General features: G+C 38.9%; 1 protein-coding gene. It reads left to right on the top strand.

Annotated features, from left to right (window positions below; genetic code table 11):
* A partial coding sequence (locus CUZ56_RS15360) for a radical SAM protein (RefSeq protein WP_126981206.1) occupies positions 1–247 on the top strand: 247 nt, incomplete at both ends.

Below are 247 nucleotides of genomic sequence, written 5' to 3'. Positions count from 1 at the left end.
TTGCTGAAATGGGCACAGAGAAAATCCGTTTAACGGGTGGCGAACCGACTTTACGCAAAGATTTTATTTCTATTGCTGAAAGCATTGCTAATATTGATGGCATTCGTCAATTAGCTGTCACGACAAATGGCTATCGCATGGCAAAAGATGTGGCTGATTGGAAGAAAGCAGGGATTACGTCTATTAACGTCAGTGTTGATAGCTTAGATCCAAAAATGTTCCATCAAATTACAGGTATCAATAAATT

This window comes from Saezia sanguinis (genome assembly GCF_003991585.1).
GTDB lineage: Bacteria > Pseudomonadota > Gammaproteobacteria > Burkholderiales > Burkholderiaceae_C > Saezia > Saezia sanguinis.
The sequence above is the reverse complement of the archived record's forward strand: the minus strand, read 5'-3'. Positions and strand labels throughout refer to the sequence as shown.